Genomic DNA, 26,110 nt, shown 5'->3' on the forward strand with positions numbered 1-26,110 from the left:
CCCCCCCCCCCCCCCCCCCCCCCCCCCCCCCCCCCCCCCCCCCCCCCCCCCCCCCCCCCCCCCCCCCCCCCCCCCCCCCCCCCCCCCCCCCCCTCGTCCCCGGTGTCCGTCGCCTTCCCGAGCGCGGGAGGCCCGACCGGTTAACCTGGGGCGTCAGTACGCCGGTACTCAGTGAGGGGCGCAGGATCCCGTGCGCATCGCCAGGTTCTCCATCGACGGGAACGTAGCCTTCGGCGCGGTCGAGGGCGAGAAGCAGGACGAACTCGTCCTCGACATCATCAAGGGCATCCCGTTCGCGGACTACGAGCTGTCCGGGACGAAGGTGCCGCTGAGCAAGGTCAGACTGCTCCCGCCGGTCCTCCCCAACAAGGTCGTGGCGTTCGGCCGCAACTACGCCGACCACGCCAAGGAGCTGGGCAACGAGGTGCCCGAGGCCCCGTTCGCCTTCTTCAAGCCGTCCACCTCGGTGATCGGCCCCGGGGACGAGATCCAGTACCCGTCCTTCTCGCAGGAGCTGCACCACGAGGCCGAGCTGGCCGTCGTCATCGGCCGCATGTGCCGCGAGGTGCCGCGCGAGCGGGTCAAGGACGTGATCTTCGGCTACACCTGCGCCAACGACGTCACCGCCCGCGACGTGCAGAAGCGCGAGAAGCAGTGGGCCCGGGCGAAGGGTTTCGACACCTCCTGCCCGCTCGGCCCCTGGGTGGAGACGGGCCTGGACCTCGATCGCGCGAACGACCTGACGGTCCAGCTCACGGTCAACGGCGAACAGCGTCAGCTGGGCCGTACGAGCGAGATGATCCACTCCATCGAGGATCTGATCGTCAACATCTCCGAGGCCATGACCCTGCTGCCCGGCGACGTCATCCTCACGGGCACCCCCGCGGGGGTCGGCCCCCTGAACGTCGGCGACGAGGTCGCCGTCACCATCGAAGGCATCGGCACTCTCACCAACAAGGTTGTCAAGCGTGGCTAGCGCACCAGTTCGCGTCCGTTTCTGCCCCTCGCCCACCGGTAACCCCCACGTGGGCCTGGTCCGCACCGCCCTGTTCAACTGGGCGTTCGCCCGGCACCACCAGGGCACCCTGGTCTTCCGCATCGAGGACACCGACGCGGCCCGCGACTCGGAGGAGTCGTACAACCAGCTGCTGGACGCGATGCGCTGGCTGGGCTTCGACTGGGACGAGGGCCCCGAGATCGGCGGCCCGCACGCGCCGTACCGCCAGTCGCAGCGCATGGACCTCTACAAGGACGTCGCCCGGAAGCTCCTCGACGCCGGCCACGCCTACCACTGCTACTGCTCCCAGGAGGAGCTGGACACCCGCCGCGAGGCCGCCCGCGCCGCCGGCAAGCCGTCCGGCTACGACGGCCACTGCCGCGACCTGAGCGCCGAGCAGGTCGAGCAGTACAAGGCCCAGGGCCGCACCCCGATCGTCCGCTTCCGGATGCCCGACGAGACGATCACCTTCACGGACCTGGTCCGCGGCGAGCTGACCTTCACCCCGGAGAACGTCCCGGACTACGGCATCGTCCGCGCCAACGGCGCCCCGCTGTACACGCTGGTCAACCCGGTCGACGACGCCCTGATGGAGATCACCCACGTCCTGCGCGGCGAGGACCTGCTCTCCTCCACCCCCCGCCAGATCGCCCTCTACAAGGCGCTGACCGAGCTGGGCATCGCCAAGCGGACCCCGGCCTTCGGCCACCTGCCGTACGTGATGGGCGAGGGCAACAAGAAGCTCTCCAAGCGCGACCCGGAGTCGTCCCTCAACCTCTACCGCGACCGCGGCTTCCTCCCCGAGGGCCTGCTCAACTATCTGTCGCTGCTCGGCTGGTCGCTCTCGGCCGACAAGGACATCTTCGGCATCGACGAGATGGTCGCCGCCTTCGACATCGCCGACGTGAACCCCAACCCGGCGCGCTTCGACCTCAAGAAGTGCGAGGCGATCAACGCCGACCACATCCGCATGCTGGATGTGAAGGAGTTCACGGAGCGCTGCCGCACCTGGCTGAAGGCGCCGTTCGCCCCCTGGGCGCCGGAGGACTTCGACGAGGCCAGGTGGCAGGCGATCGCCCCGCACGCCCAGACCCGGCTGAAGGTGCTCTCCGAGATCACCGACAACGTCGACTTCCTCTTCCTCGCCGAGCCGGTCTTCGACGAGGCGAGCTGGACGAAGGCGATGAAGGAGGGCTCGGACGCCCTGCTGCGCACGGCCCGCGAGAAGCTGGAGCCGGCGGACTGGACGTCGGCCGAGGCCCTGAAGGAGGCCGTCCTGGCCGCCGGCGAGGCCCACGGCCTCAAGCTCGGCAAGGCCCAGGCCCCGGTCCGCGTGGCCGTCACCGGCCGCACGGTCGGCCTGCCCCTGTTCGAGTCCCTCGAGGTTCTCGGCAAGGAGAAGACGCTGGCCCGCATCGACGCGGCGCTGGCCAAGCTCTCCGCGTAGCGACGTATTCGCGGAACACGGCTGAGACAGGGCGGCGTCCGGTTCGGGCGCCGCCCTTCGCACGTGCACCGAGCCGACTTCCGGCGTTCACCTCCGCGGACAAGTCCCGCTTCCCGAAGGGATGTTGGGTGCTCCCTGTGCGCATGAGGTGCATGCGCAGCCTGTTCAGGGAGTGGGGGACGTGACCCGATCACGAGGCGAAGCGATCCGTTCGCGAAGACTGACCACGGCCGTCGTCGCCGGAGCAGTGGCGCTGACCTGTGCCGCGGCGACCGCGCCCGCACAGGCCGGGCCGGCCGTCGTGGCGCCGTCCGGCACCGTCACGCTCAGGTCGGAGCAGCCGACCCACGTCGACTACCTGTGGACGGGGGCGTCCGGGTTCCAGTGGCGTCCCCGGACCGAGGCGAGCTTCGGCACCTGGGTGGGCTACCCGGGCTTCGTCCCGCCCGCGCACGCCGGCCCGGACGATCTGGCCACCGGCACCGACGTGGTCAGCACCAGGGACGGTGCCGAGGTCAGGCAGCAGCACCGCTCCACGGGCGTGACCGCCACCGTCACGATCCCGGCCGGTCAGACCTATGCGACCACGTCCGGCTGGAGCGTGCTCACCGAGGACGCCTCCGGCACCCCGCACGTGCTGCGCGCCGCGGCCGGCGGTTCCACCACCGACCTTCCGGTGACCGGGCTGCCCGCGGGCGCCCGGCCCACCGACTACGTCCCGGGCGGCTCGGTGAGCCGCGTCGCGATCGTCTACACCCTGGACGGCACGACCTCCGTGGGTCTCGTGGACCTGCGGGACGGCACCTTCCGTACCTACGTCACCGGCGTGGACGCGGCCCCGCCGGTCCGCTTCAACGACCGCTGGCTGGTCGCCGACTGGAAGTACGTCCGCACCGACGCCGCCCCCGGCACCGAGCCCACCGGGCTCACCCGCCGGGGTGCCCAGCTGGTGGCCGTCGTCGGTGACCAGCTCCTCATCGGCAATCCGACCTTCGTCCAGGCCGGCACCGAGCCCGAGCTGACCGCCCGCTCGCTGACCACCGGCGAGACCCGCACCGTCCTCGCGGACTCCTCCGGAGGGATGGCGGCGACCCCGGACGGCGGCGCGCTCGCCACCGCCGGACCGTCCGGCCTCGACTGGAACGTCCACCGCATCACCCCCACCGCGGACGGCGGGACCGCCACCGAGAAGGTGGCCCGGATCCAGGCCGACCCGATCCGGGTGGAGGGGCTGGCCCTCGCCGGGGGCGAGCTGTTCCTGGACGGCCGGCAGGGGACCGGCCACCGGCTCTACGGCTTCGCGCTGGACGCCGCCGGGCGGCCGGTCGGACCGCAGACCCGGCGCAGTCCCGGCCTGGCCGGTCCGACCTGCCTCACGGGTGACTCCGCCTGCCCCCAGATGGAAGCCCTCGGCGACGGACGTGTGGCCCAGCTGTTCACCGACTCCTCCGGCCACGAGTACGTGATCGGGACCGGCCTCGCCACCGGCACCCTGCCGAGCGTGCCGACGGGCGACGCCCGCGGCCGCATCGCCGGTGGCACCGGCCGCTACGTGCTCTACAACGGCGGTACGCCCGGTGTGCAGAAGATCGTCGACTTCCCGAGCGGCGCCACGTCCGGCACGGTCGCGCTCAGCCGCCACCGCACCACCGCCGCCGTCTGGGGGCAGACCCTGTGGACGCCCGGCAGCGCCAAGGGGTCGGTCACCGGCCGCGATCTGCGGACCGGCCGGACCACGACCACCGTCGCCACCGGCGCCCCGTGCACGCCCACCGACATCCAGGCCGTCGACACCTGGCTCTACTGGAGCTGCGGCTCCGCCGGTCCGGCCGGGGTCTACGACCGGGCGGCCGAGCGCAACATCCCGGTCCCGGCCGGCCCCTCCCCGGCCCGCCTCGCCGACGGCTTCCTGGTGCGCGAGAACCGCACCACGCACGAACTGCGGCTCACCGACGTCCACACCGGTACCGCGCACACCCGCACCGTGGCCGTCCTGCCGAGGACGGACCAGAACACCGGCGGCAGCAACGGCCGCTGGGCCGTGGACCGCTTCGGCGGCCAGATCGCCTACCTCACCGCGGCCCACGGACAGGTGGTGATCGTCCCCAGCGGCGTCCCCGCCTCGCCGCTCGCACAGCTGGAGGCGCAGGTCTCCTCGCCGTCCGTCATCGGCACGTCGATGCCGTGGTCGCCGGTGTGGCAGCTGAACAAGCCGTCCACCTGGACCCTGACGCTCGCCACGCCTTCGGGGAAGGTTCTGCGCACCCTCACCGGCGCCTCCACGGGGGCGGCCGTACGCCCGGCCTGGGACGGCAGGACCGACAGCGGTGCCGGTGCCGGGTCCGGCAGCTGTACCTGGAAGCTCATCGCCCGGCCCCGCGACGGTCAGGGCAGGACCCTGGCCCTGACCGGCACGATGACCCTCCGCTGACGGCGCGCGAAAGGTACGGCCGGTGCCATGACGATCAGAGCAGTCGTGTGGGACGTGGACGACACCCTCTTCGACGCCGCATCTGTCGGGGGATAACCCCCGAGCCCCCAGCCGTCTGGCGGTACGGTCGGTGCCATGACGATCAGAGCAGTCGTGTGGGACGTGGACGACACCCTCTTCGACTACACGACCGCGGACCGCGAGGGCATGCGGGCCCATCTGGCGGCGGAGGGCCTGCTCTCCGGGTACGACAGTCCGGAGCATGCGCTCGTGCGGTGGCGGCAGGTCACCGATCAGCAGTGGGCGCGGTTCTCGGCGGGGGAGGTGTCCTTCGAGGGGCAGCGGCGCGACCGGGTACGGGTCTTCCTGGAGCAGGAGCTGTCCGACGCCGAGGCCGACGTCTGGTTCCGGCGTTACATCGCTCACTACGAGGCCGCCTGGAGTCTGTTCCCGGACGTGCTGCCCGTCCTGGACGCCCTCGCCGCCAGCCACCGGCACGGGGTGCTGTCCAACTCCAGCCTCACGGTCCAGGAGCACAAGCTGCGCACCCTCGGCGTGCGCGACCGCTTCGAGAGTTTGCTGTGCGCCGCCGAGCTGGGCGTCTCCAAGCCGGAGGCCGGCGCGTTCCTCGCGGCCTGCGAGGCCCTCGGCCTGCCCCCGCACGAGGTGGCGTACGTCGGCGACCACCCGGAGATCGACGGGCGGGGCGCGGCCGAGGCTGGGCTGCTGTCCGTCTGGATCGACCGCGGCGGGGTCTACGCCCAGGGTCCGGACACGGTGGCCGCACACCGGATCTCGACCCTCGCCGAACTCCCCGCGCTCGTCCGTGTGGATACCCGTTTTGGAGCCCCGTCCACCTTCAGGTAATGTTCTTCCTGCGCCGAGGGGAACGGGCCGAAAGGCCGGAGCCCCGAGGAGCATGCTAGAACGAGAACCCCGCAGGGGGTTGAGTTCCAGTGGCCTATGGTGTAATTGGCAGCACGACTGATTCTGGTTCAGTTAGTCTTGGTTCGAGTCCAGGTAGGCCAGCTCGCAGAGCTCATCTGCAAAGCCCCCGTTGTGTAGCGGCCTAGCACGCTGCCCTCTCAAGGCAGTAGCGCCGGTTCGAATCCGGTCGGGGGTACTGATCTCGATCAACTCGAGATCGCTAGGGCCCCCGTTGTGTAGCGGCCTAGCACGCCGCCCTCTCAAGGCGGTAGCGCCGGTTCGAATCCGGTCGGGGGTACTGACTGGTCTAAACCATCATTGGTCTATGGTGTAATTGGCAGCACGACTGATTCTGGTTCAGTTAGTCTTGGTTCGAGTCCAGGTAGACCAGCTCGGGCCTGCGGAAACGCAGAGTCCACGCCCCCGTTGTGTAGCGGCCTAGCACGCCGCCCTCTCAAGGCGGTAGCGCCGGTTCGAATCCGGTCGGGGGTACAAGAGGAAGGCCCTTCGCTTCGGCGGAGGGCCTTCGTCGTGCCCGGCGCCGGCTACTCCAGGCCGTACCGCCGGATCGACTCCTCCTCCTGGGCCATCCGGTGCAGTGCTTGCTTCACCGGCTCGTTGAGGATCGCTCCCAGGATCGCGAACTCGACCTGCTCCGGCTCCGACGGATACGCCTCCATGTTGTCCAGGTCGAGGACGGCCGTCCGGTACATCAATTCGGCGTACGGCGCGAGCAGTTCCGCCCCCCACTCGTAGCCGAGCCGGCGGAACGCGGCCACCGCCACCACCAGCGAGCGGTACGCGGGGGAGACGGTCGTGAGCTGCTTGGCGTTCTCCCAGCCGAGCCGGTCCAGGAGCGCGGTGGCCTCCTGGTGCGCTGCCTGGACGTACTCGTCGTCCTCGTCCGGCTCAGGCACCTGCGGCAGCGCCCACAGCGCCGCGCCGAGGCGGATCGAGCGGCCCAGGGAGTCGTCGTCCACGTGCCCGAGCACCTCGCGCACCTTCGCCACCGGCACCCGGCCCACCTGGATCATCGCCCGCACCAGCCGTAGCCGGCGCAGATGCTCCTCGTCGTACTCGGCCGTCGTCGTGTTGACCTGGCGGCCCGGCGGCAACAGCCCTTCGCGCAGGTAGTACTTGATCGTTGCGGTGGACACACCGCTGCGCTCGCTCAGCTCCGCCAGCCGCATCTCTTGCGCTCCCTGTTGGATAACGGCACTATCCAAACACAGGGCGTTGGATAGCGCCGCTCGCCGACGAGGGGGAAACGCATGGTGACCCGTACGACCGCAGACGCGCAGGGCGATGTCGTCGTCCTGCTGATCGGCATGCGCATCAACCGCTTCTGGGCCGTGCACCAGTGGCTGCCGGTGATGCTGGCGATGCTCCGCATGCTGCGGGAACTGGAGAAGGATCCGGGGCGGGGGCTGCTGAACAAGGTTCTGCTCACCGAGTCGCCGCGCTCGTACTACGTCGTCCAGTACTGGGAGTCCAAGGAGAAGCTCTACGCCTACGCCACCGCTCCCGACGCCTTCCACCACAAGGCCTGGGCGCTGCTCAACCGCAAGGAGCGCAACGGGAAGCTGCGCGGGCACGTGGGCATCTGGCACGAGACGTACGTCGTGCCCGAGGGGTCGTACGAGGCGATCTACGGCGACATGCCGGCGTACGGACTGGCGGCGGCGCACGGACAGGTGCCCCTGGAGAAGCGGGGCCGGTACGCCAGGGACCGCTTCGCCCACCGGTCGGGGAAGGCGCCGGCGGCCGAGAAGGCCGGCTGACCGGGGAGCGGGGGAACCGAGGGGATCCCGGGAAGCGAGGAGGGCCTGCCGCGGCGTTGAGGCAGGCCCTCCTCGGTGTTCCGGAGTCCGGGGGGTCAGCCCGAGCGGCGCAGAGCCTCCGACAGGCGGCCCGCCGCGTCGATGACCGCCTGGGCGTGCATGCGGCCCGGGTGGCGCGTCAGGCGCTCGATGGGGCCGGAGACGGACACCGCGGCCACCACACGGTTGGAGGGGCCGCGCACCGGCGCCGAGACGGACGCCACGCCCGGCTCGCGCTCGCCGATGGACTGGGCCCAGCCGCGACGTCGTACGCCCGACAGGGCCGTCGCCGTGAAGCGGGCCCCCTGGAGTCCGCGGTGCAGGCGCTCGGGCTCCTCCCAGGCCATCAGGATCTGTGCCGAGGAACCCGCCTTCATGGTCAGCGTGGAGCCGACCGGGACCGTGTCCCGCAGGCCGGACAGGCGTTCCGCCGCGGCCACACAGATCCGCATGTCACCCTGGCGTCGGTAGAGCTGTGCGCTCTCGCCGGTGACATCGCGGAGGTGGGTGAGCACGGGGCCCGCCGTCGCGAGCAGGCGGTCCTCGCCGGCCGCCGCAGCCAGTTCCGCGAGGCGCGGGCCGAGGATGAACCGGCCCTGCATGTCGCGTGCCACCATGCGGTGGTGTTCCAGGGCCACGGCCAGGCGGTGGGCCGTGGGTCTTGCCAGTCCGGTGGCTCCGACCAGACCCGCGAGGGTGGCCGGACCGGACTCCAGAGCGCTCAGGACGAGGGCCGCCTTGTCCAGAACGCCGACGCCGCTACTGTTGTCCATGCAACGATACTCACGTCTCACTCTGTGAAACGCAAGTTCAATTTTCCGTGGAACGCGCCACCCTGGAATCACACAGCGGCCCGCAGACCAACGGGCCTGGCGGTGGACGCCCGGAATCACGACTTCAGGGGCCCCTAAAAAGGCACAGCCGCCGCTTCCTCAAGATCTCTAGTTGGGCCGGTGCACGTTTGCCGGCCGGAGGGAAAGCGATGGGTAGGACACTCGCGGAGAAGGTCTGGGACGACCACGTCGTCCGGCGCGCCGAGGGCGAGCCCGACCTCCTCTACATCGATCTGCACCTGCTGCACGAGGTGACCAGCCCGCAGGCCTTCGACGGTCTGCGTCAGAACGGTCGCCAGGTGCGCCGTCTCGACCTCACCATCGCGACCGAGGACCACAACACCCCGACCCTCGACATCGACAAGCCCATCGCCGACCCGGTCTCCCGCGCTCAGCTGGAGACGCTGCGCAAGAACTGCGCCGAGTTCGGGGTGCGCCTGCACCCGCTGGGCGACGTCGAGCAGGGTGTCGTGCACGTCGTGGGTCCGCAGCTGGGTCTGACCCAGCCCGGCACGACGGTCGTCTGTGGTGACTCGCACACCTCCACGCACGGTGCCTTCGGCGCGCTGGCGTTCGGCATCGGCACCTCCCAGGTGGAGCACGTGCTGGCCACCCAGACGCTGCCGCTGGCCCGCCCGAAGACCATGGCCATCACGGTCGAGGGCGAGCTGCCCGAGGGCGTCACCGCCAAGGACCTGATCCTCGCGATCATCGCCAGGATCGGTACCGGCGGCGGCCAGGGCTACATCCTGGAGTACCGCGGCTCCGCCATCGAGAAGCTCTCGATGGAGGCCCGGATGACCATCTGCAACATGTCGATCGAGGCCGGTGCCCGCGCGGGCATGATCGCCCCCGACGAGACCACCTTCGAGTACCTCAAGGGCCGTCCGCACGCCCCCGAGGGCGCCGACTGGGACGCCGCGGTCGAGTACTGGAAGACCCTGAGGACGGACGAGGACGCGGTCTTCGACGCCGAGGTCGTCATCAAGGCCGAGGAACTGTCGCCGTTCGTCACCTGGGGCACCAACCCCGGCCAGGGCGCGCCGCTTTCGGCGTCCGTCCCCGACCCGGCTTCGTACGAAGACGCTTCGGAGCGCCTGGCCGCCGAAAAGGCCCTGGAGTACATGGGGTTGGAGGCCGGTCAGCCGCTGCGCTCCATCAAGGTGGACACCGTCTTCGTAGGCTCCTGCACCAACGGCCGTATCGAGGACCTGCGCGCCGCCGCGGACCTGCTGCGCGGCCGTAAAGTCGCCGACGGCGTACGGATGCTGGTCGTCCCGGGCTCCGTGCGGGTCGGTCTGCAGGCCGTCTCCGAGGGCCTGGACGTGGTCTTCAAGGAGGCCGGCGCCGAATGGCGGCACGCGGGCTGCTCGATGTGCCTCGGCATGAACCCCGACCAGCTGGCCCCGGGTGAGCGCTCCGCGTCCACCTCCAACCGCAACTTCGAGGGCCGGCAGGGCAAGGGCGGTCGCACCCACCTGGTGTCGCCGCAGGTCGCGGCCGCTACCGCCGTCCTGGGCCACCTGGGCTCGCCCGCCGACCTGTCCGACGCCCCTGCGCCCGCTGGAGTCTGAGAACCATGGAAGCCTTCACCACCCACACCGGCCGGGCCGTCCCGCTGCGCCGCAGCAACGTCGACACCGACCAGATCATCCCTGCTCACTGGCTCAAGAAGGTGACCCGGGACGGCTTCGAGGACGGGCTCTTCGAGGCCTGGCGCAAGGACGAGTCCTTCATCCTCAACCGGCCCGAGCGACAGGGCGCCACCGTCCTGGTCGCCGGCCCCGACTTCGGTACCGGCTCCTCCCGTGAGCATGCCGTCTGGGCGCTGCAGAACTACGGCTTCAAGACCGTGATCTCCTCCCGCTTCGCGGACATCTTCCGGGGCAACTCGCTGAAGAACGGCCTGCTCACCGTGGTTCTCGACCAGAAGGTCGTGGACGCGCTGTGGGAGCTGACCGAGCGGGACCCGCAGGCCGAGATCACCGTCGACCTGGAGACCCGTGAGGTGCGCGCCGAGGGCGTCACCGCCTCCTTCGAGCTGGACGAGAACTCCCGCTGGCGGCTGCTGAACGGCCTGGACGACATCTCCATCACCCTCCAGAACGAGGGCGACATCGCCGCCTACGAGACCAAGCGGCCGGGCCACAAGCCGCGCACGCTCCAGATCTGATCCGGAGCCCCGGCCGGGTCGAGATCCGGCCACCTCAACACCCTCTCCGTACCCCCGATCGCCACGATCGGGGGTACGGGCGTTTCTGCACCCGAACGGCTCCGCGCGTTCTCGCAGGTCCGCTCAACTCCCCACGTTAGGAAGGGCGTTGCCGGGGTACGCGAGTGTTGCGAACGCGGCTTTGGCAAGTGCCCGGAAGGCCGTTTGAGGCGGCAGTTGCACCCTGAGCAGGCGACAACTCGCCCCAGATGGCACAATCTGTGCATGGAACACGACGGCCAACTCGAGCTCTATGCGGCGGTCGCGGACCAACTGAAGGAAGCGCACACAAGAGTGCGCGCACTGCAAGTCCCGGAGGGCGTACGGATGGCGCTGAACCGGAAGCTGCTGGTCATTACGGCCGCGGCCAAGCACGACATCGCCGATGCGGCAAGGCGGCTCGAGCGGTTCACCAAGGACCTCGACGAGGGTCGGATCCCCGACGAGGACCGCTGAACAGCCCGGGACAACCGAGTCCGTTGCGGCACAAGGGTGATAAGCCCGTTTCGTGTTTGATTTGCGGTATATATCTGCCTAACGTGCGAAAAAGCTTGAACACTTTCGTTCTGGCGATGTCTCCGAAGGGGAAGACGTGAACAAGGCGCAGCTCGTAGAAGCGATTGCCGACAAGATGGGCGGCCGCCAGCAGGCCGCCGATGCTGTCGATCATGTCCTGGACGCCATCGTCCGCGCGGTCGTCGCGGGCGAGCGGGTCTCGGTCACCGGCTTCGGGTCCTTCGAGAAGGTGGACCGCCCCGCCCGCTATGCCCGTAACCCCCAGACGGGCGAGCGGGTTCGGGTCAAGAAGACATCCGTGCCGCGCTTCCGCGCGGGCCAGGGCTTCAAGGACCTGGTCAGCGGCTCGAAGAAGCTCCCGCGTGGCGGCGAGGTCGCCGTCAAGAAGGCGCCCAAGGGCAGCCTGACCGGCGGCGCTGCCGCCACGGTCAAGAAGGCCGCGGCCAAGAAGACCACCAAGGCGGCCGCGAAGAAGGTCACCGCCAAGAAGGCGGCGCCCGCGAAGAAGGTCACGGCGAAGAAGGTCACCGCCAAGAAGACCACCGCCAAGAAGACGACGGCCGCCGCGAAGAAGACCACGGCGAAGGCCGCTGCGAAGAAGACGACGGCCAAGAAGGCCCCGGCGAAGAAGGTCACCGCCAAGAAGGCCCCGGCCAAGAAGTCGACGGCCCGCAAGACCACCGCGAAGAAGGCCACTGCCCGCAAGGCGTCGTAAGTCGCCAGGGCATTCACGCGCCGGGCCGGACTCCCCTGGGGAGCCCGGCCCGCGGCGTTTTCGGGAGCCTCAGAGCGTCTGCAGGGTCACCAGCGTGATCCGCAGGCCGTCCCCGGAACCCTCCGTCTCGATCCGCACCCGCTGCCCGGGGCGCAGCAGCCGCAGCCCGCCCGCGTCGAACGCCGCCCCGTCGAAGGGGACAGGGGTGCCGTCGTCGAGGAGCACCTGTCCGGCGCGGGTTTCGGGGTCGTACGTGTATGCGGTCGCCTGCATGACGGCCAGCGTAGTGCCTCCGGTGGTTCGCCGTCGGGCCGGCGGCCGTCCGTCGACTGCGGGCTCGTCGTGGCTGGTCGCGCGGTTCCCCGCGCCCCGGGGGAGTCGCGGTCCCGTCGGTTGCACGGTTGCCGCGGGCGAGCGGAACCCGCCCCCACCCGGCCGTCCGTACCGGGCACCTCACGCCCCCGGAATCAATAACCCCGCCGACGCCGCCGCCGTGTGCCTGCCCACGCCCAGTGCCAGCGCCGCGCGCAGGTCCTCGCCGGTGTCCACGTCCTGGCGTACCGAATCGACCTCGGTGAGGTCGAGTTCCCGCGCGCCCGAGGTGCGGTGGCGGGCCCGGGAATCCGTGCCGAAAGCGGGCCGCAATTCCTGGTCGGGGGACGCGGCCAGCAGCGTGGTGCCGAGGGCGGCCGCGTCCGCGAGAAAGGCGCGCGGGAATTCGGCCGCGGCACTCAGCACCCGGGACAATTCCAGCGGGCGCAGAGCCGGCAGATCGGCGTTCAGGGCCGCCACCGCGGCACCGGGTCGCATTTCCCTTACGGTGGCCGCTCCGTGCGCCAGAGCGGCGTTCAGGCCGCTTGCCGGTGTGTCCGGGACGATCCGGGCGCCCAGTGCCGCCAGCTCCCGGCCGGCCAGCGCGTCGTCCGTGACGACCAACACATCCGAGACCGCCGGACACGCCAGCGCCGCGGACACCGTGTCCTGCGCGAACGCGAGGGCCAGCCCCGGGCGCACCCCGTCGCCGGCGGTGTCGGAGAGCCTGCTCTTGGCCCGCGCCAGAGGCTTCAGGGGGATGACCAAGGTCCAGTGCACCGGCGTACCGCCCCTCTCTTGTCGCGCTCATTGTCCCCCGTGGCATTCGGCACTCCGGGATCGGGGAGGGGCGCGAAGCTCCTGGGAAGGGCGGTGGTCGGTGACGGGCGGGCGTACGGTGTTCTCGACAGACCGGCGGCCTGGGGCGACACTTGTGCGGCCCCCGGGCCCCGAGCAAGTCCTAGAGGAAGGTGTCCGCGTGTCCCGCCGCAGAATCGGGTTCTGGTACCGCTTCGCAGCGGTCCTCTGCAAACCGCCGCTGGTGGTTCTGATCAAGCGGGACTGGCATGGAATGGAGCACATTCCGGCCGACGGAGGATTTATTACCGCGGTCAACCACAATTCCCACGTGGACCCCTTCGCGTACGCGCACTATCAGTACAACACCGGACGGGTTCCGCGTTTCCTGGCGAAGAGCGGACTTTTCAAGAAGGGATTCGTCGGCGCCGCGATGCGCGGCACCGGGCAGATCCCGGTCTACCGCGAGAGCACGGACGCGCTCAGTGCCTTCCGGGCCGCCATCGAGGCCGTGGAGCGCGGCGAGTGCGTCGCGTTCTACCCCGAGGGCACCCTGACCCGCGACCCGGACGGCTGGCCGATGACTGCCAAGACCGGTGCCGCCCGGGTGGCGCTGCAGACCAAGTGCCCGGTGATCCCGGTCGCCCAGTGGGGCTGCAACGAACTGCTGCCGCCCTACGCCAAGAAGCCCCACCTCCTCCCGCGCAAGACCCACCACGTCCTCGCGGGCCCGCCGGTGGACCTCTCGCGCTTCTACGACCAGGAGATGACCCCGGAACTCCTCAAGGAGGCCACCGAGGTCATCATGGCCGCCATCACCCGCCAGCTGGAGGAGATCCGCGGCGAGAAGGCCCCCGCGACGCCGTACGACCCGCGCCGGGAGCGGCTGGAGCAGCGGCGCCGCACCCAGGCGCAGGCGAAGCCGCAGGCGCAGGAGAACACGCAGGACAAGCAGACAGAAGGGCACGGCAAGTGAGCAAGCCTGTCCGGGCCGCCGTCATGGGCACCGGCTCGTGGGGCACCGCCTTCGGCATGGTCCTCGCCGACGCGGGCTGCGAGGTCACCCTGTGGGCCCGCCGTCCCGAGCTGGCCGAGGCGGTCAACTCGACGCGGACCAACCCCGACTACCTGCCCGGTGTCGAACTCCCGGAGAACCTGCGGGCCACCGCGGACGCCGCCGAGGCACTGCGGGACGCGGACTTCACCGTCCTCGCCGTGCCCTCCCAGACACTGCGCGCCAACCTCGCCGAGTGGACCCCGCTGCTCGCGCCCGGCACCGTGCTCGTCTCCCTGATGAAGGGCGTCGAACTCGGCTCCACCATGCGCATGAGCGAGGTCGTCGACGACGTGGCCAAGGTCGGCGCCGACCGCATCGCCGTGGTCACCGGCCCCAACCTGGCCCGGGAGATCGCCGCCCGCATGCCGGCCGCCGCCGTGGTCGCCTGCACCGACGAGACGGTCGCCCAGCGGCTCCAGGCCGCCTGCCACACGCCGTACTTCCGGCCGTACACCAACACCGACGTGGTCGGCTGCGAACTCGGCGGCGCGGTCAAGAACGTCATCGGCCTCGCGGTGGGCATCGCCGACGGCATGGGCCTGGGCGACAACGCCAAGGGCTCGCTCATCACCCGCGGCCTCGCCGAGACCACCCGGCTCGGCATGGCGCTCGGTGCCGACCCGCTGACCTTCTCCGGCCTCGCGGGCCTCGGTGACCTGGTGGCCACCTGCTCCTCGCCGCTGTCCCGCAACCACACCTTCGGCACCAATCTCGGCAAGGGCATGACCCTCGAGGAGACCATCGCGGTCACCAAACAGACCGCCGAGGGTGTCAAGTCCTGCGAGTCCGTGGCCGATCTGGCCCGCAGGCACGGTGTGGAGATGCCGATCGCCGAGACGGTCGTGGACATCGTGCACGAGGGCAAGCCGCCGGTGGTCGCCCTGAAGGAGCTGATGTCGCGCAGCGCGAAGCCCGAGCGACGCTGAGCGAACCCCCTGAGTCGACGCTGTATCCGGGCTCTACCAACGGGTACTCTCAACGCGATATGAGCACCGAGAACCTCCCCCAGAGCCCTGAGCAGCCGTCCCGCAAGCCGCGCGTGGCCGTCGTGTTCGGCGGGCGCAGCTCCGAACACGGGATCTCCGTGGTCACCGCAGGCGCCGTCCTCAAGGCCATCGACCGGACGAAGTACGACGTCCTGCCGATCGGTATCACCGCGGACGGCCGCTGGGCCCTGACGGCGGACGAGCCGGAGCGGATGGCCATCACCGACCGCCGTACCCCCAATGTGGCGGAACTGGCGGAGTCGGACGAGGGCGGCGTGGTGCTCCCCGTCGACCCCGCCAGCCGCGAGGTCGTCTACAGCGAGCCCGGTTCCGTGCCCAAGGCCCTCGGCGAGGTCGACGTGGTCTTCCCGGTGCTGCACGGCCCGTACGGCGAGGACGGCACCCTCCAGGGCCTCCTGGAGCTCTCCGGCATCCCGTACGTGGGCGCGGGTGTGCTCGCCTCGGCCGTCGGCCAGGACAAGGAGTACATGAAGCGGGTGTTCACCTCCTTCGGGCTCAAGGTCGGCCCGTACGTGGTGATCCGGCCGCGCGAGTGGGCGCAGGACGAGTCCGCGGCCCGCAAGAAGATCGTCGACTTCGCCGGCGACCACGGCTGGCCGCTGTTCGTGAAGCCCGCGCGCGCGGGTTCGTCGATCGGCATCACCAAGGTCGACGACCTCTCCGGCCTGGACGAGGCGATCGCCGAGGCGCAGCGGCACGACCCGAAGATCCTGGTGGAGGCCGCGCTGCGCGGCCGCGAGATCGAGTGCGGCGTCCTGGAGTTCGAGGACGGGCCGCGCGCCTCCGTCCCGGCCGAGATCCCGCCGCCGGACGCGCACGCGTACTACGACTTCGAGGCCAAGTACATCGACTCCACGCCCGGCATCGTCCCGGCGCCGCTCACCGACGAGGAGACCGCCGAGGTGCGGCGTCTCGCGGTCGAGGCGTTCGACGCGGCCTCCTGCGAGGGTCTGGTCCGCGCGGACTTCTTCCTCACCGAGGACGGCGAGTTCGTGATCAACGAGATCAACACCATGCCCGGCTTCACGCCCATCTCGATGTACCCGCAGATGTGGCAGGCCACCGGCATCGGCTACCCGGAGCTGGTGGACCGCCTGGTGCAGGCCGCGCTGCGCCGCTCGACCGGGCTGCGCTGACCCGCACCACCGCTGTCATCGCATGGAGGCGATCCCCTCGGGGATCGCCTTCTTCACGGCCGACGCGAGTCCGGTGAGCACCGGAGTGCCGTCCGGCCCGGACATCCCCTCGGGCAGGTTCACCTGCACATAGGCCACGCGGCTCGCGGTGGTGAACCGCCAGGTGCCGTCGCCCTGCTTCTCCATCAGCCAGTCGACGCCGTCCACCCCGCCGGCCACGGCGTCCCGGTCCCCGCCCTCGGCCACCTTCGGGTCGACCATCTTCGGCGGCCGTGCGACACCGCAGCGCAGTATGATCGCCGGGCTTCCCCAGCCCGCCGTGTAGGCGGACCGGGGCTCGGGGTCGTGACGTCCCCGTCCGTCCAGCTTCTCGGGCAGCACCCGGTGCAGATCCCGGCACACCTTCGCCGTCTTCGCGTCGGGGCTGGGAACCGCCACCGTGGCGCTGTCGTCTGCGCTTGAGCAGCCCGCGGCCGCGATCAGCAGCACGGGCGCGAGCAGGCCGAGAGGCCGGTGACGGAAGATGTTCACCGGCCAAGCGTAGACGGGGGCTACAGATGCACGACCGGGCAGGTCAGGGTGCGGGTGATGCCGTCCACTTGCTGGACCTTCGCGACCACCATGCGACCGAGGTCGTCGACGGTGTCTGCCTGAGCGCGCACGATGACGTCGTACGGACCTGTCACGTCCTCGGCCTGGATCACTCCAGGGATCTTGCTGATCGTCTCGGCGACGGTCGACGCCTTGCCGACCTCAGTCTGGATCAGGATGTACGCCTGTACCACGGAACCTCCAGGGCGGCCACGAGGATCATGTGGGGAAAAGGAACGCCACGGTATCGCGTCGCCGCTCCCCGCGGGGAGACCTGCGGGAACCGGGCTTGCGCGCCAGGGTGCAGGCACGACAGAAGTTGACGGTCACCTCGACCGTATCGGGGACACTGATGACGCGCGACCGGGCACATGGCAAGGGACAGAAGGGGAGCAAGGGTCATGAAGGGCACTGTCGGTGAGCTAGGGGAGTTCGGGCTCATCAGGGAGCTCACCTCCCGTCTCACCACCACCCCCGCGGTCCGGATCGGCCCCGGCGACGACGCCGCGGTGGTGGCCGCGCCCGACCGCCGGGTGGTGGCGAGCACCGACATCCTGCTGGAGGGGCGGCACTTCCGCCGGGACTGGTCCACGGCCTACGACGTCGGCCGCAAGGCCGCGGCGCAGAACCTCGCGGACATCGCCGCGATGGGCGCCGTACCGACCGCACTGCTGCTCGGCCTGGTCGTCCCGGCCGAACTCCCGGTCACCTGGCCCAGCGAGCTGATGGACGGACTGCGCGACGAGTGCCAGGTCGCCGGCGCCGCCGTGGTCGGCGGTGACGTCGTACGCGGGGACACGATCACGGTTTCGATCACCGCGCTCGGCGATCTGCGCAACCAGGAGCCGGTGACCCGCGCCGGAGCCCAGCCCGGCGACCTCGTGGCCGTCACGGGCTGGCTGGGCTGGTCCGCGGCCGGCTATGCGGTGCTCTCCCGCGGCTTCCGCTCCCCGCGCGCCTTCGTCGAGGCCCACCGGCGCCCCGAGCCGCCGTACCACGCGGGCCCGGCCGCCGCCGCGCTCGGCGCGACCGCGATGTGCGACGTGAGCGACGGACTGATCGCCGACCTCGGGCACATCGCCGAGGCCAGCAAGGTCCGTATCGACATCCGCTCCGGCGCGATCGACATCCCCACGCAGATGAACGACATCGGGCAGGCCGTGGGCGTGGACCCGCTGCAGTGGGTGCTGACCGGGGGAGAGGACCACGCGATCGTGGCCACCTTCCCGCCGGACACCAAGCTGCCGGCCCGCTGGAAGGTCATCGGCGAGGTCCTCAACCCCTCGGCACTGCCCCAGGTGACGGTCGACGGGGCGCCCTGGACCAGCAAGGGCGGCTGGGACCACTTCGGGGACATAGAGTCGTGATTCCCCGGGTTCTCACGGTGGCCGGCTCCGACTCCGGCGGCGGCGCGGGCATCCAGGCCGACCTGAAGACCATGCTGGCGCTCGGCGTGCACGGGATGAGCGTGATCACGGCCGTGACCGCGCAGAACTCCGTGGGCGTCCAGGGTGCCTGGGAGCTGCCGGCCGAGGCCGTGCGGGCCCAGTACCGCAGTGTCGTGGACGACATCGGCGTACAGGCCGTGAAGACCGGGATGCTGGCCTCGGCCGAACTGGTCGAGGCGGTCGCCGAATTGATCTCCGGCACGGACGCGCCGGCCGTGGTGGACCCGGTGGGCGTCTCCAAGCACGGTGACCCGCTGCTGGCCGCCTCCGCGCTGGACTCGGTCCGCACGAAGCTCCTCCCGGCGGCGACCGTGGCGACGCCGAACCTCGACGAAGTGGCCCAACTCACGGGGGTCCACGTCGAGTCCGAGGAGGACATGCGGCGCGCCGCGGCGGCCGTGCTGGAGTACGGGCCGCGATGGGTGCTGATCAAGGGCGGCCATCTGTCCGCGGACGCGGGGCGGGCGGGCCGGAACGAGGCAGTGGACCTGCTGACGGACGGCTCCGCGGAACACTGGCTGCGGGCACCCCGTCACGACAACCGGCACACGCACGGCACGGGCTGCACACTCGCCTCGGCGGTCGCCTCGGGACTGGCGAAGGGGCTGGCCGTGCCGGAGGCGGTCACGGCGGCCAAGGAGTACGTCACCGGGGCGATCGCCGCCGGGTTCGCGCTGGGAGCGGGGATCGGGCCGGTGGATCACGGGTGGCGGTTCAGAACTGAGCCGTTCAGGAACTGAGTCCCTCACGGCGCCCGGGCTGTTCAGGAACGGAACCGGGCGCGGGTACGGCAAAAAGCCGGTCCACCCTCAGGTGGACCGGCTCTGTGCAGCGGACCAGACAGTGGCCGCGCGCGGATGGGGGTCCCCCAGCCCGAGCGAACTCGAGAGTGGGGGATGTAGCGTCAGCGCGAGACCTTGCCGGCCTTGATGCACGAGGTGCAAGCGTTCACGCGCTTCGGCGTCCCGCCGACCACGGTACGCACACGCTGGATGTTCGGGTTCCAGCGACGGGACGTACGGCGGTGCGAAAACGAGATGTTGTTGCCGAAGCCCGGCCCCTTGCCGCAGACGTCGCAGTTGGCAGCCACGGGTCACTCCAAAGACTTCAGATGCACTTACGGATAATCCCGGCTTGCCGGGATCGAGATCGCAGGATCAGAGATCTTGGTGGCGTTGCCAGGGGAACGGCCCGATGTGGATCGGGCAACCGGAGCAGCATACAACGACTGCGCCAGCACAACGAAACTACCATGGCAGCTCAGGGGCCCGCTCCCGGCCCTCTTCCGGAGCACACCACTCCGGGGTCTACGCTGCGTCCACGTCCAGCCAGTCAGGGAGGCGCAGGTGGCGCAGGTGCCGCAGACATTCTTCGATGCTCTCGCGGTGCGCACCTGGTGCGGTCTGGCGCTGGGGGCGCTGGGACGGGCGCGCGAGGAGATCGACGCGATCAACGTCTATCCCGTGGCCGACGGGGACACCGGGACCAACCTCTACCTGACCCTGGAGTCGGCGGCGACCGCCGTGGAGGCCGTGTTCGCCGGTTACGGGACGGGGGCGCAGGAGCCCTCGCTCGCGGACGCCGTGCACGCGATGGCCCACGGCGCGCTCATCGGGGCCCGGGGCAACTCCGGGACGATCCTCGCCCAGCTGCTGCGCGGCATGGCCCAGGTCCTCGCCGAGGCGAAGGCCGGTGACGGGTCCCGCACCGACGGCGCGGGACTGCGGCTGGCCCTGCGGCAGGCCGCGGACTCCGCCCGCGAGGCCGTGGCCCACCCGGTCGAGGGCACCGTGCTGACGGTCGCCTCGGCCGCGGCGGACGCCGCAGAGGGAGCCGAGGGGGACTGCGGGACGGTCGCGCGGGCCGCCTACGAGGGCGCCAGGGCGGCCCTGGCGGCGACTCCGGGGCAGCTGGCCGTGCTGGAGCGGGCCGGGGTGGTCGACGCGGGCGGCCGGGGGCTCGTGGCCGTGCTGGGGGCGCTGGTGGAGGCGTGCACGGGGGAGCCGGTCCGCGAGGCCGCGAAGGCACCGGAGGCCGTCCCCGTGTCCGCGGCCGTCTCCGACGCACCCGCGCGCGCGGAGGCCGTCTCCGAGGCGGACCTGTGCGCCGAGGGCGCCGAGGACGGCGGACCGGCCTACGAGGTGATCTATCTCCTGGAGGCCGGCGACGAGGCCGTGGCCCGGCTGCGGGAGCGGCTCGACCCCCTCGGGGACTCCCTCGTCGTGGTCGGCGGCGACGGGCTGTGGAACGTCCACGTGCACGTCGACGACGCGGGCGCCGCCGTGGAGGCGGGCGTCGAGGCCGGCCGGCCCTACCGGATCCGGATCACGCACTTCGGGCTCGGCGACGTGCACACCGGCGGCGAGCGGCCGCCGCGGGAGCGCGCCCAGCGGGCGGTCGTGGCCGTCGTGCCCGGCGAGGGCCTGGCGGGCCTGTACACCGAGGCCGGCGCCACCGCCGTCCTCGCGCGCCCCGGGGAGCCGCCCGCCAGCGGGGAGCTGGTGCAGGCCGTACGGCGGGCCCACGCGCGTGAGGTCGTGCTGCTGCCCAACGACGCCGAGCTGCGCCACACGGCCGCCGCGGCCGCCGAGCAGGCCCGCACCGAGGGCATCCGGGTCGCTCTGATCCCGACCCGCTCGGCCGTGCAGGGCATCGCCGCGCTCGCCGTGCACGAGCCGGAGCGCCGCTTCGACGAGGACGTCGTCCAGATGACCTCGGCGGCAGGCGCCACCCGGTACGCCGAGGTCGTCGTCGCGGAACGGCAGTCCTGGACAACGGCCGGGATCTGCCAGGCCGGGGACGTCCTGGGCCTGATCGACGGGGACGTGGCGGTGATCGGGCCGGACGTCACCGCCACCGCCGAGACCGTCCTGGACCGCATGCTCCAGGCCGGCGGCGAGCTGGTCACCCTCGTCGTGGGCGACGAGGCGCCCGAGAGCGTCGCCGACCGCCTGGAGGCACGCGTGCGCGATGCCTACCTCGCGGTGGACACCGTGGTGTACCGGGGCGGCCGGCAGGGGGCGCTGCTGCTCATCGGCGTGGAGTGATCCGGCCGCGGGTCAGTCCCCGGCCAGGTCCAGCCGGAGCATCCGCGTCGCCTCCGCCCGCCGTTCCTGCACGGTCTCGTCCGTGTCGTCCGCGCCTTCACAGGCCGCGAGCACACCGCGCGCGCGTGCCACCGCCTCGGCGCGTAGGCCGAGCTCGGCCGCCAGCCGGCCCGCGGCCAGCTCGGCACCGGTACGGCCGTGCAGCCCCTGCGCGCCGAGCGTGCCGAACACCGCCGACGCGCGGTCCAGCTGGGCCACCGCGGCCTCGTACGCGTCGCGGATCACCCCGCCTTCCCCTTCGTCCTCCTCGGCCGCCGAGCGGGCCAGCAGGTCGCCGAACTGGCGGTGGGTGTTGCCGAGTTCCGCGGAGAGCTGCTCCCGGACCGCCGGGTCCGCCGCGCTCTCCCGCGCCCGCTCGCAGGCGAGCACCGCCTCCGTCATCAGCTCCCGCGCACCGTCCGCCCCGGCCTCCCCGCGCAGCGCCAGCCAGCCGCGGGCACGCAGCGAGCGGACGAGGAAGTGCGGGTTGCCGAGCGAGCGCCACAGCTCGCCCGCGCGTGCGTAGGCCTGATCGGCCTCCTCCAGCAGCCCGGCGTTGCTCAGGGACTCCGCGGCGAGATGGGCGAGCGTGGCGTGGTCCTGCTGCTCGGGCCAGTGCCGGGCGATCTCCGCGGCCCGCAGCCGGTGTCCGGCCGCCTCCCGGTGCTCGCCCAGCTCGCTCAGGCAGTCCCCGAGCCACCACCGCGCCTGCACGACGGCCCCGTCGCCGTGCGTCTCGGCGGACAGGTCGGGCAGTGCCGACTCCAGCACCTCGGCGGCCTCGGCGCACCGCCCCCGGCGCAGCAGGAAGCCGCCCAGCTGGTGCCGCGCCCAGGCGCCCAGCGTGGTGCTCTCGCCCGCCTCGTCGGCCCAGTGCGCTGCCTCCAGGGCCTGCTCGGCCGCCTCCACGACCTCGTCCCGGAGGCCGAGCACCTCGGCGAGCTGGAGATGCAGCTGGGCCCGTCCGGCGGGCTCCACGTACGGCCCCCCGTGCTCCAGGGCGGCCCGCAGCGCACGCTCGGCCCCGGCCGCGTCGCCGAGCTGATGCGCCAGCGCCGCGATCTGCACCTCGTACTCCACCGCGAACCACGGCAGCCCGGCGCCCACGTACTCGGCGGCGGCCTGCCGGAACAGGTCCGCCGTCCGCTCGACGTCCCCGGACTCCCCGGCCAGCTCGGCCAGCATCGCCCGTGCCTCGCCGGCCCGCGCGGCCAGGCGTATGTCGTCGCCCGCCCGCCCGTCCACGAGCGCCAGCACCTCGAGCACGGCCCGCTCGGCCGCGGCCCGGACCTCCCGGCCCGCCGTCCCCTCGGTGCCCTCGTGCACCCCCCGCATCAGGATGCGCGCCCGGCTCATCACCACCGACGCCGTCTGCCGCACTCCGGTGGCGTCCTCGGCGTACAGCGCGAGGGCCTCGTCGTACAGCGCGGCGACCGTGGCCAGGGCCTCGTCCACCTCGCCCGTCAGCGCGCGGAAGTACGCCCCGCGCGCGCGTGCCGCCAGGGCCTCGCCGGGGTCGCCCGCCTCCGCGTACAGCGCGGCGGCCCGTTCGAACAGGGCGATGCCCTCGGGGCCCCGGGCCATCGCCTCGTGGTCGGCGATCTCCGCGCGGTCCCGGGCGTCCAGCGCGGTCCCCTCGGCGGCCCGTGCGACCGCCGCCCAGGCCTCCAGGGCGTGCGGCTGCAGGGTGTCCGACGCCCGGCGTGCCTCGGTGAGCAGGGCGGCCAGGTCCGGCTGCTCGGGAACCGCGGACTCCTCGGGCGCCGGTGGCGGGACCATGGGCCGCGGCGTGGCGCGCGCCGCGCGCACGCCCAGCGGCAGCCGGTCCGCCAGCGGGCGCTGGGCCATGCGCGCGCGGACGCGGTCGCCGACGTACGACGTGCCGTTGCGCTCGTCGAACCGCCCGGCCAGTTCCAGTGCCTCCGCGCGCGCGTGGGCGGCCAGTTCCCGCGCCGTCCAGGACCGTCCGGCGGGCCCCTGCACCTGCCGCTCGCCGAGCCCCAGCTCGGTCAGCCGGTCCGTCAGCAGCGTCACCACGGCCATGAAGTCCAGCCGGCTGCGCGGCTGCCCGGTGTCCGTGAAGTACGCAGGCCGCTGCGCGAGCAGCTCCAGACCGCGCGCCTCGTTGCCGGTGAGCGCACAGAACTCCACGTGGTCCGCGTAGGCGCCCCGCATGCTCTCCATGGGGCGTACGAGGCGGAAGCCCCGCAGGTGGTGGGCGCGGGCCTCGTCCGGGCGCCCCAGGCGCAGCAGGGGAATCAGCGAGGAGGCCAGGACCGTGTGCGGCTCGTGGGCGCAGCTGTACTCGCCCTCCAGCACCGGCCGCCACAGATCCAGTGCGTCCTCGTCCCGGCCGCGCCTGACCTGCCAGGTGCCCTGCCCGTGCAGCTCGCAGGCGTGGCAGTCGGCCATCCGGTCCCGGTCCGCGGCCAGCCAGGCCCGGTACGCCCGCTCCGCCCGCTCCAGGTCGCCCACGTGCGCCGCGACACTGAACTCGGCGCTGCGCACCGCCCGTTCGGAGTGACCGGCGAGCCGGTAGCGGCGCTCCATCTCGCCGAGCCACTTCTCGATCGAGGCGAGCGGGATGTGCGGCTGGTCCAGCATCCCCGCCGTCACCCACTTGAAGACCCAGTGCAGCGAGTGCGCCTCGTACTCGTCGAAGTCCTCGGGCCGTTCGTCCCACAGGCGCAGCAACCGCGCGAACGGGACGAACATCCGGTCCTTCTCGGAGCTGTAGTTGTAGACCTTCAGCTGGTGCCCGAGCGCCTCGATCACGGCGAGCGGGATGTTCAGCCGCTCGGCCTCGGCGAGCAGCTGTTCCGCGCGCGCGTTGCGCGCGGGACCCTCCGGCTGCTCGGAGTTCTCCGCCATCGCCCGGCGCAGCGCGTCGAAGTCCGTGCTTCCGTCGATCTCACCCATCAGCGACCGTTCTCCCCGTGTGTGGCCCACTCCAGGAGGCCGATGAACGCCCGGTTGAGCAGCGCCGAGTCGGCGGGCCTCAGCGGCCGCTGCGCCATCAGCAGCGCCTGCCCGTACAGCGACTCGGTGGCGGTGCCGATCAGCTCCGGGTCCCGCAGCGAACTGATCCTGCGGATCAGCGGGTTGAGGTGGTTGAGCACCAGACGCGCGCGCGGAGCGCTGCCACGCAGCGAGCCCAGGATGCCCGCCCACAGGTCGTCGGCCTGCTCCGCGGCCTCGGCCCGCGCCTGCTCGTGCCGGGCGGCCCGGTCGTCCAGGTGCAGCGCGGGCACGGTCAACGGGTGGAAGGCGCGCAGCACGACGTCACAGCCCAGCGGGTCGAGCTTCGCGCGCGCGGCCGCCAGGAAGCCGGACAGCGCCAGCTCCTCGGCCGGGTCCACCGCGTCCAGATGCGCGGTCACGGTGTCCGCGTCCAGCTCGGCGACCACCGTGCCCGGCCGCACCGACGGCAGCGCCTCGACCAGCTCGCTGTCGTACGTGTAACCGCCGTTGACCACCCCGACGCCCTGCGCCGAGGCGATCGGCGCCACCTGCCGGTACTCCTCGACCGTCCGCGTGAAGTGCACCACCGGGTGCCGCTGCGCGAACTCCTCCAGGGACAGCTGCCCGTCGCTCGTCTCGAACGGCAGCCACGGCAGCATCGTGCGCAGCATGTCGCCGTCGTGCCGGGCCAGCGACTTCACCCCCAGGTGGTGCACGGCGAGGAACGCGGCCAGCCGCTCCGGATCGCCTGCCGCGAGCCCCGTGAGCCAGGACCGGATCCGCTCGCCGAGCGCCTCCCGCACCGCCGCCAGCGTCTCGTCCTCGTACAGCGACTCGCGCGAGGCAGTGGGCCGCAGGCTGTCCGTGTCCAGGACGCAGCGCACGAAGAACGCCCAGTCGGGCAGCAGCTGTTCGGCCCGCTCGGTGAGCAGCATGCCCTTCAGATGCACGCGGTGGGTGGCCCGCTGGGCCGGGCTGACCGCCGACGGCAGCACGTACGCCACCCCGCGGATCCCGGCCAGCGGCACATCCAGATCGATCGAGTCCAGCGGGGTGAAACCGAAGAGTTCGTGGCAGTGCCGGGCCAGCGCCACCCTTCGCGTCGCGGGACTCGGATGGGCGCGGTCCCAGGGCGCCGGGAGGTCCGTGACCGCCTCCTCGCCCACCCGGACGTCGTACGGCAGCAGCGAGCCGAAGTCCCGGGCCAGGGCGCGGACCCGCTCGGGCGCCAGCCACTCGGCCGCGCCGGCCCGGGCCACCAGGTGCACTGTGGTGCCCGGCTCGGGCCGCTCGGCGTCGGGCAGTGTCCGCACGGTGTACGAGCCGTCGTCGCGGGCCGTCCACTCCACGGGCGGGGCCTCGGGCGTACGGGCGCTGCGGCTGACCACCCGGATCCGCTCGGCGACCACGAAACAGGCCAGCAGGCCGATGCCGAACTGGCCGAGGAAGTCGGACCGGGCCGCCTCCAGACCGTCCGCCCGCTTGGAGCTGCGGCCGATCGTCGCCAGCAGGCTGTGCACGTCCGACTCGGTCAGCCCGATGCCGCTGTCCTCCACCCGCAGGGCGCCGTCCGCGGCGTGCAGACGCACCCGGGCCGGGGCATCCGGATCCTCGGCCCGGCGGGCGGTGATCGCGTCCACCGCGTTCTGCAGCAGCTCGCGCAGGTAGACCTTGGGGCTGGAGTAGAGGTGATGGGAGAGCAGGTCCACCAGACCACGCAGGTCGACCTGGAACGTATGAGGTGACTGGGATGCCTGGGATGACTGTGAGGTCTGGGAGTCCATCGTCGCAGCGCCGGCGGGGGGAGCCTGCCTTC

General features: G+C 71.8%; 24 protein-coding genes and 5 tRNA genes. 20 read left to right on the top strand and 9 right to left on the bottom strand.

The window, feature by feature from the left end:
• The first annotated feature begins 190 nt into the window (after window positions 1-190).
• The 9 genes from AC07DS_RS32970 (at window position 191) to AC07DS_RS33010 (ending at window position 6,294) form a co-directional block, all read left to right on the top strand.
• Window positions 191-976: a fumarylacetoacetate hydrolase family protein gene (locus AC07DS_RS32970; protein ID WP_145883479.1), complete on the top strand. Its 786-nt coding sequence runs from the start codon at window positions 191-193 to the stop codon at window positions 974-976.
• A complete protein-coding gene (gltX, locus tag AC07DS_RS32975) occupies window positions 960-2,444 on the top strand; it encodes a glutamate--tRNA ligase (RefSeq protein WP_479151284.1) in 1,485 nt (494 codons plus the stop codon). The genes AC07DS_RS32970 and gltX overlap by 17 nt, the downstream gene beginning before the upstream one ends.
• 181 nt (window positions 2,445-2,625) lie before the next feature.
• Window positions 2,626-4,875, top strand: coding sequence for a hypothetical protein (locus AC07DS_RS32980; RefSeq protein WP_479151286.1), 2,250 nt, complete (start codon window positions 2,626-2,628; stop codon window positions 4,873-4,875).
• A gap of 135 nt (window positions 4,876-5,010) precedes the next feature.
• Window positions 5,011-5,742: an HAD family hydrolase gene (locus tag AC07DS_RS32985; RefSeq protein WP_479151288.1), complete on the top strand. Its 732-nt coding sequence runs from the start codon at window positions 5,011-5,013 to the stop codon at window positions 5,740-5,742.
• A 90-nt stretch (window positions 5,743-5,832) separates the two neighbouring features.
• Window positions 5,833-5,904, top strand: a tRNA-Gln gene (locus AC07DS_RS32990).
• 21 nt (window positions 5,905-5,925) lie between these two features.
• Window positions 5,926-5,998, top strand: a tRNA-Glu gene (locus AC07DS_RS32995).
• Between the two features lie 29 nt (window positions 5,999-6,027).
• Window positions 6,028-6,100, top strand: a tRNA-Glu gene (locus tag AC07DS_RS33000).
• Between the two features lie 21 nt (window positions 6,101-6,121).
• Window positions 6,122-6,193: transfer RNA gene (locus AC07DS_RS33005), tRNA-Gln, on the top strand.
• Between the two features lie 28 nt (window positions 6,194-6,221).
• Window positions 6,222-6,294, top strand: a tRNA-Glu gene (locus AC07DS_RS33010).
• A 53-nt stretch (window positions 6,295-6,347) separates the two neighbouring features.
• On the opposite strand, the gene AC07DS_RS33015 is transcribed toward AC07DS_RS33010, so the two are convergent.
• Window positions 6,348-6,992: a MerR family transcriptional regulator gene (locus AC07DS_RS33015; protein WP_479151290.1), complete on the bottom strand. Its 645-nt coding sequence runs from the start codon at window positions 6,990-6,992 to the stop codon at window positions 6,348-6,350.
• A gap of 81 nt (window positions 6,993-7,073) precedes the next feature.
• On the opposite strand from AC07DS_RS33015, the gene AC07DS_RS33020 reads away from it, so the two are divergent.
• Entirely contained in the window at window positions 7,074-7,583 is a 510-nt protein-coding gene (locus AC07DS_RS33020; protein WP_479151292.1) for a DUF4188 domain-containing protein, read from the top strand.
• A gap of 95 nt (window positions 7,584-7,678) precedes the next feature.
• Here the strand turns inward: AC07DS_RS33020 and ndgR are convergent, their stop codons facing one another.
• Window positions 7,679-8,395, bottom strand: coding sequence for an IclR family transcriptional regulator NdgR (gene ndgR, locus AC07DS_RS33025; RefSeq protein WP_145883474.1), 717 nt, complete (start codon window positions 8,393-8,395; stop codon window positions 7,679-7,681).
• Between the two features lie 209 nt (window positions 8,396-8,604).
• Here ndgR and leuC point away from each other — a divergent pair, with 209 nt between their 5' ends.
• From leuC to AC07DS_RS33045, 4 genes are all read left to right on the top strand, one after another.
• Complete coding sequence (leuC, locus tag AC07DS_RS33030; RefSeq protein ID WP_479151294.1) at window positions 8,605-10,029, top strand: 3-isopropylmalate dehydratase large subunit; 1,425 nt, start codon at window positions 8,605-8,607, stop codon at window positions 10,027-10,029.
• Window positions 10,030-10,034: 5 nt separating this feature from the next.
• A complete protein-coding gene (gene leuD / locus AC07DS_RS33035) occupies window positions 10,035-10,628 on the top strand; it encodes a 3-isopropylmalate dehydratase small subunit (RefSeq protein WP_479151296.1) in 594 nt (197 codons plus the stop codon).
• A gap of 264 nt (window positions 10,629-10,892) precedes the next feature.
• Window positions 10,893-11,123, top strand: coding sequence for an SCO5555 family protein (locus tag AC07DS_RS33040; RefSeq protein WP_386576520.1), 231 nt, complete (start codon window positions 10,893-10,895; stop codon window positions 11,121-11,123).
• Window positions 11,124-11,259: 136 nt separating this feature from the next.
• Entirely contained in the window at window positions 11,260-11,898 is a 639-nt protein-coding gene (locus tag AC07DS_RS33045; protein WP_145883470.1) for an HU family DNA-binding protein, read from the top strand.
• Window positions 11,899-11,967: 69 nt separating this feature from the next.
• Here the strand turns inward: AC07DS_RS33045 and AC07DS_RS33050 are convergent, their stop codons facing one another.
• Complete coding sequence (locus AC07DS_RS33050) at window positions 11,968-12,171, bottom strand: hypothetical protein (protein WP_479151299.1); 204 nt, start codon at window positions 12,169-12,171, stop codon at window positions 11,968-11,970.
• Between the two features lie 180 nt (window positions 12,172-12,351).
• Window positions 12,352-12,990 carry a 2-phospho-L-lactate guanylyltransferase gene (gene cofC, locus AC07DS_RS33055; RefSeq protein WP_479151301.1) on the bottom strand — a complete coding sequence of 213 codons (639 nt, stop codon included), beginning with the start codon at window positions 12,988-12,990 and terminating at the stop codon, window positions 12,352-12,354.
• 199 nt (window positions 12,991-13,189) lie between these two features.
• Here cofC and AC07DS_RS33060 point away from each other — a divergent pair, with 199 nt between their 5' ends.
• Genes AC07DS_RS33060 through AC07DS_RS33070 form a run of 3 tightly spaced genes read left to right on the top strand, consistent with a single transcriptional unit; the run spans window position 13,190 to window position 16,208 of the window.
• The gene (locus AC07DS_RS33060; protein ID WP_479151303.1) at window positions 13,190-13,984 is read left to right on the top strand and encodes a lysophospholipid acyltransferase family protein; all 795 of its coding nucleotides are present in this window, start codon (window positions 13,190-13,192) and stop codon (window positions 13,982-13,984) included.
• Complete coding sequence (locus AC07DS_RS33065) at window positions 13,981-14,991, top strand: NAD(P)H-dependent glycerol-3-phosphate dehydrogenase (RefSeq protein ID WP_479151304.1); 1,011 nt, start codon at window positions 13,981-13,983, stop codon at window positions 14,989-14,991. Before AC07DS_RS33060 ends, AC07DS_RS33065 begins: the two co-directional genes overlap by 4 nt.
• 59 nt (window positions 14,992-15,050) lie before the next feature.
• Window positions 15,051-16,208 carry a D-alanine--D-alanine ligase family protein gene (locus AC07DS_RS33070; protein WP_479151306.1) on the top strand — a complete coding sequence of 386 codons (1,158 nt, stop codon included), beginning with the start codon at window positions 15,051-15,053 and terminating at the stop codon, window positions 16,206-16,208.
• A gap of 15 nt (window positions 16,209-16,223) precedes the next feature.
• On the opposite strand, the gene AC07DS_RS33075 is transcribed toward AC07DS_RS33070, so the two are convergent.
• Together AC07DS_RS33075 and AC07DS_RS33080 are read right to left on the bottom strand one after the other, a co-directional pair.
• Window positions 16,224-16,739: a DUF3515 domain-containing protein gene (locus tag AC07DS_RS33075; RefSeq protein WP_479151308.1), complete on the bottom strand. Its 516-nt coding sequence runs from the start codon at window positions 16,737-16,739 to the stop codon at window positions 16,224-16,226.
• 20 nt (window positions 16,740-16,759) lie between these two features.
• A complete protein-coding gene (locus AC07DS_RS33080) occupies window positions 16,760-16,993 on the bottom strand; it encodes an Lrp/AsnC family transcriptional regulator (RefSeq protein ID WP_003997603.1) in 234 nt (77 codons plus the stop codon).
• A gap of 207 nt (window positions 16,994-17,200) precedes the next feature.
• Here AC07DS_RS33080 and AC07DS_RS33085 point away from each other — a divergent pair, with 207 nt between their 5' ends.
• Both AC07DS_RS33085 and thiD read left to right on the top strand, forming a co-directional pair.
• Window positions 17,201-18,166, top strand: coding sequence for a thiamine-phosphate kinase (locus AC07DS_RS33085; protein ID WP_479151309.1), 966 nt, complete (start codon window positions 17,201-17,203; stop codon window positions 18,164-18,166).
• Window positions 18,163-18,987 (top strand): bifunctional hydroxymethylpyrimidine kinase/phosphomethylpyrimidine kinase, encoded by an 825-nt coding sequence (gene thiD / locus AC07DS_RS33090; RefSeq protein WP_479151311.1) that lies wholly within the window; start codon window positions 18,163-18,165, stop codon window positions 18,985-18,987. The genes AC07DS_RS33085 and thiD overlap by 4 nt, the downstream gene beginning before the upstream one ends.
• Window positions 18,988-19,151: 164 nt before the next feature.
• On the opposite strand, the gene rpmB is transcribed toward thiD, so the two are convergent.
• The gene (gene rpmB, locus AC07DS_RS33095; protein ID WP_009190838.1) at window positions 19,152-19,337 is read right to left on the bottom strand and encodes a 50S ribosomal protein L28; all 186 of its coding nucleotides are present in this window, start codon (window positions 19,335-19,337) and stop codon (window positions 19,152-19,154) included.
• Between the two features lie 256 nt (window positions 19,338-19,593).
• Here rpmB and AC07DS_RS33100 point away from each other — a divergent pair, with 256 nt between their 5' ends.
• Window positions 19,594-21,294, top strand: a complete 1,701-nt coding sequence (locus AC07DS_RS33100; RefSeq protein WP_479151312.1) for a DAK2 domain-containing protein — start codon at window positions 19,594-19,596, stop codon at window positions 21,292-21,294.
• A gap of 12 nt (window positions 21,295-21,306) precedes the next feature.
• Here the strand turns inward: AC07DS_RS33100 and AC07DS_RS33105 are convergent, their stop codons facing one another.
• On the bottom strand, window positions 21,307-24,252 hold the full coding sequence (locus tag AC07DS_RS33105) for a tetratricopeptide repeat protein (RefSeq protein WP_479151314.1): 2,946 nt from the start codon (window positions 24,250-24,252) through the stop codon (window positions 21,307-21,309).
• The gene (locus AC07DS_RS33110) at window positions 24,252-26,078 is read right to left on the bottom strand and encodes an HSP90 family protein (RefSeq protein WP_479151316.1); all 1,827 of its coding nucleotides are present in this window, start codon (window positions 26,076-26,078) and stop codon (window positions 24,252-24,254) included. Before AC07DS_RS33110 ends, AC07DS_RS33105 begins: the two co-directional genes overlap by 1 nt.
• Between the last annotated feature and the right edge of the window lie 32 nt (window positions 26,079-26,110).

This window comes from Streptomyces sp. NPDC044064 (assembly GCF_056434245.1).